This is a genomic window from Aeromonas sp. R1-1, assembly GCF_040908495.1.
GTDB lineage: Bacteria > Pseudomonadota > Gammaproteobacteria > Enterobacterales > Aeromonadaceae > Aeromonas > Aeromonas veronii.
In genome coordinates this window covers 1-5,942 of the sequence record NZ_JBFODV010000159.1, presented here as the reverse complement: position 1 = coordinate 5,942, position 5,942 = coordinate 1, and the positions used below count along the sequence as shown (strand labels likewise).

The 5,942-nt window shown below is 62.8% G+C and carries 5 protein-coding genes; 3 read left to right on the top strand and 2 right to left on the bottom strand.

The features are described 5' to 3' along the window. Together AB5Y92_RS09185 and rdgC are read right to left on the bottom strand one after the other, a co-directional pair. Positions 1-1,057, bottom strand: a 1,057-nt coding sequence (locus AB5Y92_RS09185) for a gamma-glutamyltransferase (RefSeq protein WP_368226569.1), incomplete at its 3' end; no start/stop codon positions are given. A gap of 177 nt (positions 1,058-1,234) precedes the next feature. After that, positions 1,235-2,146, bottom strand: a complete 912-nt coding sequence (gene rdgC / locus AB5Y92_RS09180) for a recombination-associated protein RdgC (RefSeq protein ID WP_368226567.1) — start codon at positions 2,144-2,146, stop codon at positions 1,235-1,237. Positions 2,147-2,323: 177 nt separating this feature from the next. Here rdgC and AB5Y92_RS09175 point away from each other — a divergent pair, with 177 nt between their 5' ends. The 3 genes from AB5Y92_RS09175 to AB5Y92_RS09165 all read left to right on the top strand — a co-directional run. Continuing rightward, the gene (locus AB5Y92_RS09175) at positions 2,324-2,752 is read left to right on the top strand and encodes a GNAT family N-acetyltransferase (RefSeq protein ID WP_005338252.1); all 429 of its coding nucleotides are present in this window, start codon (positions 2,324-2,326) and stop codon (positions 2,750-2,752) included. Between the two features lie 103 nt (positions 2,753-2,855). Next, positions 2,856-4,082 carry an exonuclease SbcCD subunit D C-terminal domain-containing protein gene (locus AB5Y92_RS09170; protein WP_368226565.1) on the top strand — a complete coding sequence of 409 codons (1,227 nt, stop codon included), beginning with the start codon at positions 2,856-2,858 and terminating at the stop codon, positions 4,080-4,082. Next, on the top strand, positions 4,079-5,942 hold a 1,864-nt coding region (locus tag AB5Y92_RS09165), incomplete at its 3' end, for an AAA family ATPase (RefSeq protein WP_368226563.1). The genes AB5Y92_RS09170 and AB5Y92_RS09165, both read left to right, overlap by 4 nt.

Sequence of the window (5,942 nt, the reverse complement as noted above, 5' to 3'; positions counted from 1 at the left end):
GGTTGCGATCGGCGAAGGCGAGACGCGCCGCTTCGCTGTAGAGGTGGATAGCCTCGCTGGAGGCTGCCAGTCCCCCCTCCTTCGTGGTGATCGGCTTGAGGGCCGCCATATCGCGGCTCTCCAGCATGCCGAAGATCTGGCCGAGCGCCAGGGTGCCGGACGAGGGAGTGGGAAAACCGCAGATCTTGCTCTGGCGATAGTCAAAGCAGAGGCCATCCCGCAGTTTGGCCTGATAGCTGGCCAGATCGGTGGCCGCCAGTACCCCGGGATTGGTGGGATGTTGGCGTACCTTGGCCACCATGGCATCCGCCAGCGCCCCCTGATAGAAGGCATCCGCCCCCTCTGTGGCCAGAGTGCGCAGCACCCTGGCCAGCGCCGGGTTGGTCAGCCAGGTGCCCGCCGTTTTGGGGCTGCCATCCGCCTGATAGAAGTAGGCTCGCGCCTGCGGATCCCGTGCCAGATAGGGATCCTTGGCCAGCAATGTGGCCAGCCGTGGACTTATCACAAATCCTTGTTCTGCCAGCGTGATGGCGGGCTCGAACAGCGCAGCCCAGGGTAGCTTGCCATAACGTTGATGGGCCAGTGCCAGAGCGCGCAGGGTGCCGGGAACGCCGACCGAGCGGCCCCCGACCACCCCGTCATAAAACGCCAGCGGCTTGCCATCTTGCATAAACAGCTGGTCGGTGGCGGCAGCCGGCGCCGTCTCGCGGCCATCCACCGCACTCACCTTGCGGCCATCCCACACCAGCAGCAGCGTCCCGCCACCGATCCCGGAGGATTGCGGCTCCACCAGCGTCAACACCAGCTGCACCGCAATGGCAGCATCGACGGCACTGCCACCGGCCTTGATGATCTGGTAGCCCGCATCCACCGCCAGCGGGTTGGCGGCCGCCACCATGAAGTCATGGCCCTGCCAGCCCTGCTTGTCGGTCCAGCCACTGGCCGCCTCCGGCGCAATCAGGGTCTGAGCTGGCGGGGTGTAGTGAAAGCCGTTGTCACTGGCACAACCGGCCAGCAGGGCAAGGGCGACAGCCAGCCCCAGAGGTTTGCACAACATGACACTCTCCTTGTCTGTTTTATGACCATGAAGAGGGACTATGTCACGATTGGCGCTGACAGCTCAAGTTATTGAACAAGATCAATATCTTACTCATCTATCAATAATGGCTATCCGCAATAGATATAAAAAAACCGCCCGAAGGCGGTTTTTTTCAATCAGGTAGAGCCAGTTCGCTTAGATGGACTGCTCTTCGCCACCCAGGGCGGCAAACAGCGCCGGGATAAACTGGGAAAGCTCAGCGGTGAACAGCGCGAAGTCCGCATCCAGACGGGCGGCCGGATCTTCGCTGGTGACGTCGTCGTTCTGCTCGCGCAGCTCTTCGCTGAATTTCAGACGCTTGATGGAGAGATCATCTCCCAGCACGAAGCTGACAGTCTCGCCCCAGTTGAGGGCCAGCTTGGTCACCAGCTTGTCGTTGGCCAGATGGTTCTTGATTTCATCCGTCATCAGATCCTGCTGCTTGCAGCGGATGATACCGCCGTGCTCCATGGCACTGCGCAGCTCGGCTTCATCTTCCAGCGTGAAGGAGGCAGGCAGGTTGCCCTCGTTCAGCCACTCGGTCATGGTGATCTCGGGCGGGTTCTTGAGGGCCACCGGCACCACCGGCAGGGAGCCGATGGATTTGCGCAACAGTGCCAGCAGATCGTCCGCCTTCTTGGCAGAACCTGCATCCACCACCATCAAATTGTCGGCCGGATTTATCCAGGCGAAGGTCTGGCTGGTACGACTGAAGGCACGGGGCAGCAGGGTGTGGAGGATCTCCTCTTTCAGCGCCTCCTTCTCTTTCTTCTTGAGGGCGCGTCCCTGTTCGAACTCGATCGCCTCTACCTTCTCGGCCAGCATCTCCTTGACCACGGTACCGGGCAGCATCTTCTCCTCTTTGCGGGCGCAGATGAGGATGTGGCCGGAGGCAGAGTGGGTCAGGGTTGAGCCGAATTTGCCAAGGGGCTTGACCCACCCGAAACGGGAGATGTCCTGACTGCCGCAAGGGGTGAAGGCACAGGCTTCCAGCTGGGTTTCCAGCTGATCAACGGTCAGGTCAAAGGGGCGGGTAAAGCGATAAATCTGCAGGTTTTTAAACCACATGGCGTCCTCGGTCTCTAGATTGTCCGGCGGGCATTGTACTAGAGAGGCGCTTTGTGATCAGCCAATCATTCTCGCTAAATAAAGGGCGATCGACCTCACAGGGTCTCATTTATGTCACCTGTTTGTTCATCAAGTTCTCCTAGACTGCGAAAGTAAATTGTTAATAAGGATGAAGGTATGTTGCGGCCCAGTCGCCCGGAAGACATGGAAGAGATCGTCGAAATCTGGTTGCTGGCCTCCCTGCAGGCCCACGATTTCGTCGATGCCTCCTGCTGGTGGCAGGCCCAGGAGGATCTGCGTACCCGCTATCTCGATCGCGCCGCCATCTGGGTGTTCGAGGAGCGCGGCGATCTGCTCGGTTTCATGGCACTGGTGGACAACTATCTCGCCGCCCTCTTCGTACGCCCCGACCGTCAGGGCCGCGGCGTCGGCCACGCCCTGCTGCAGGAGGCCAAGCGTCAGGGGGCGTCGCTCCACGCCCGGGTCTTTGTCGAGAACGATCAGGCGGTGCGTTTCTATCGTCGCCACGGTTTCGTTATCGAGGCCGAGGAGTCCGATCCCCTTACCGGCCACCCCCAATACCGGATGTGCTGCGAACCTGCCTGAATCGATACCAGCCCCCTGTTTTACTTGAAAAAAGCACGGGGCATCCTCATCTTGTCACCATCGGGTGCCACCGGCACCATCCCTGGATCCGGGTTGCTTTCTCATGAAAATCCTCCATACCGCCGACTGGCACCTTGGCCATCAACTCCATGGTCATGACCGCCGTTTTGAACACGATGCCTTTCTCAACTGGCTGAGCGACACCCTCAAGGCGCGCGAGATCGACGCCCTATTGGTGGCGGGTGATCTGTTTGATACCGCAAATCCCCCCGCCAGCGCCTGGCAACAGCTCTACCGTTTTCTGGCGCGGCTGCGCGCCGAGCTGCCTCACCTCAACATGGTGCTGATCGGCGGCAACCACGACTCCCCCTCCAAGCTGGATGCCCCCCACGAGCTGCTGCGCGCCTTTGACCTGCATCTGGTAGGCAGCATCAGCCGCGATGGTGATGGCAAACTCGACATCGACCGTCTGCTGGTACCGCTGCAAGACCGGGAGGGCAACATTGCCGCCTGGTGCGCCGCCGTGCCGTTCCTGCGCAGCAGCGATCTGCGGGTGGAACAGTTGGCAGAGGGGCAGGACAGGCTGATCGAAGGGGTACGCCAGATCTACGCCGAGGTGCTGACTGAAGGGCGCACACGCTGCGGCGAGGAGCTGCCGCTTATCGCCATGGGCCACGCCTATCTGGCGGCGGGCCAGCTCTCCGAGCTTTCAGAGCGGCGGGTGCTCGGCGGCAACCAGCACGCCCTGCCCGTCGAACTCTTTGCCGGTGCCGACTACACGGCGCTCGGTCACCTCCATCTGGCCCAGAGCCCGGTCGAGGGGGTGCACTACAGCGGCTCGCCGCTGCCGCTTTCGCTCGCCGAAGCCAACTACAACCATCAGGTGCTGGAAGTGACCTTTGCGGGGGGGAAACTGGCCGGGCTGGAGCGGATCCCGGTGCCCCGCGCAGTGGAGATGATCCGCCTGCCCCAGAGCCCTCTCGACGACGCGCTGAACGCCATCGCATCACTCGAGCTGCCTGCTTGTCCACAAGAAGCACAGCCTTTCCTCGAAGTGCGGTTGCTGCTGCCCAAGCCAGAGGCCCGCATCCGCGAGCGGATTCTCGCTGCCATCGCCGACAAACCGGTGCGGCTGGCCCGCATCAGCACCCAGTATCAGGGTTCGGGCGAAGGACTGGCCGATGGTCGCGAGCGGCGCAGGCTGGATGAGCTCTCCCCCACCGAAGTTTTTCGCCTCTGCTATCAGCGCCAGTTCGAGGGGGAGCCCGAGGCACAGCTGGTCGCCTCGTTTGAAGAGATCCTGGAGCAGGTGAAGGAGTCTAACCAATGAAAATCTTGTCTCTGTCAGGTGAGAATCTGGCCAGTCTGACCGGCGCCTTCACCATCGACTTTACCCGCGGGGCACTCGGCGCCGCGGGCCTGTTTGCCATCACCGGCAATACCGGCGCCGGCAAGAGCACATTGCTCGACGCCATTTGTCTCGCCCTCTACGACGAGATGCCGCGCTTTATCGCCAATCGCAAGAACGTGGCCGAAGTGGGCCGCATGGATGACGAGGAGAAGCTCAAGGCCAACGACGTACGCGGCATCCTCAGTCGCGGTCACGCCAGCGGCTTTGCCGAGGTGCAGTTTCGTGGCTGTGATGGCCGCATCTGGCTGGCCCGCTGGGCGGTGCGCCGCGCCCGCAACCGCGCCGAGGGGCGTTTTCAGGCACAGGAGCGCACCCTGACCGATATGGAGTCAGGGCAGGTTTTCTCCGGCAGCAAGCGGGAGCTGCAGGATCGCATCGACGAGCTGGTGGGTCTCTCCTGGGAGCAGTTCCGCCGCGCGGTGATCCTGCCGCAGGGGGAATTTGCCGCCTTCCTCAAATCGGATGCCAACGAGCGCTCCGCTCTGCTCGAACGGATGACCGGCACCGAGCTCTACTCCGCCATCTCCATCCAGACCTATGAACGGGCGCGCGAAGAGCAGCAGAAGCTGGCCACCATCGCCCAGCGCCTCGGCGACGTGGCGCTGATGGACGAGGCCACCCGCGAACAGTGGGTAAGTCAGCAGGTAAGCCTCTCCACCACCCTCAAGCATGAACAGCAACAGCAGCAGCTGATGCAGGACTTGCGCGATCTCAATAGCCGCATTGCCGCCCAGCTGCAGGGCTGCGCCGAGGGACAGGCGGCGCTCGATGCCGCCCTACAGGCCCACGGCGCCGCGGCCCCCGAGCGCGAGGAGTTTGCCCGTGCCGAACAGGCCCAGGTGGCCCGCGCCGATCACGACGAGCTGGCCCGCCTCACCCTTGAGGTACAGCAGCAGGAGAAAGTGATCGCCGAGCTGGTACCAGAGCTGGCCAAACTCGAGGAGCAGACCCAGCAGAGCGCGCTGACCGAGCAGCAACTGCTGGCGGAGAAGATCGCCGCCGAACGGGAATGGGGCGCCCTGCAACCCGAACTCAAGCGGGCGCAGGAGCTCGATACCCGCATCCGGGAAAAAGTGCAGCAGTTGCAGAAGATCCAGCAGGAGGGGGCGCAGGAGCGAGAAGTGCAGCTCACCCTCGAGCAGGGCTGGCGCGAGCAAAGCAGACAGGTGGAGCTGCTCAAGCAGCAGCACCAGCAGTGGGGCCTTTGGCTCGAAGAGCACAAGGAGCTGGCACCGGTGGCCCGCCAGTGGCAGCCCCTGCTCACCGCCATGCAGGATTGGGCCGAGGATGCCGACAAGTTACAACAGCTGCTCACCCTGCGGGATCACAAGCTGCGCGCCCTGCAACAGTTGCAGCGCCAGCTGGAGCAAGGCCAGCAGGAGCGCGACTACTGGCAACATGAACAAGCTCGGCTGCAACAGCAACAGAACGAGTTGCAGGAGCAGCAGTGGGAGAGCCGCCTCGCCAAGGCGCAGGAGCAGTGGCAGCAGCAAACCGAACAGCTGGGTCAGCTGCGCCAGCTGCTGGAGCTGGCCGATTATGGCCGCAACCACGGCGAACAGCATACCCGCCTGCAACAGGAGATTGGCCAGCTGGACCAGGCCCTTGGCAAGCTCGCCTCCCTAAGCGAAGAGCTGGCCCCCGCCCGCGAGCGGCTCGCCCTGCAGCGGGATGAGGCGCGCCATGCGCTGGAGCAGTCCCGTGCCATCGCCAGCTTCGAGCAGTATCGCCATATCCTGAGCGATGGCGAACCTTGCCCGCTGTGCGGTTCCGGGGAGC

What these genes read in the sequence shown, in the direction of transcription:
- rdgC (WP_368226567.1), bottom strand. Translation starts at nt 2,146, where the DNA reads ATGTGGTTTAAAAACCTGCAGATTTATCGCTTTACCCGCCCCTTTGAC.
- AB5Y92_RS09175 (WP_005338252.1), top strand. Translation starts at nt 2,324, where the DNA reads ATGTTGCGGCCCAGTCGCCCGGAAGACATGGAAGAGATCGTCGAAATC.
- AB5Y92_RS09170 (WP_368226565.1), top strand. Translation starts at nt 2,856, where the DNA reads ATGAAAATCCTCCATACCGCCGACTGGCACCTTGGCCATCAACTCCAT.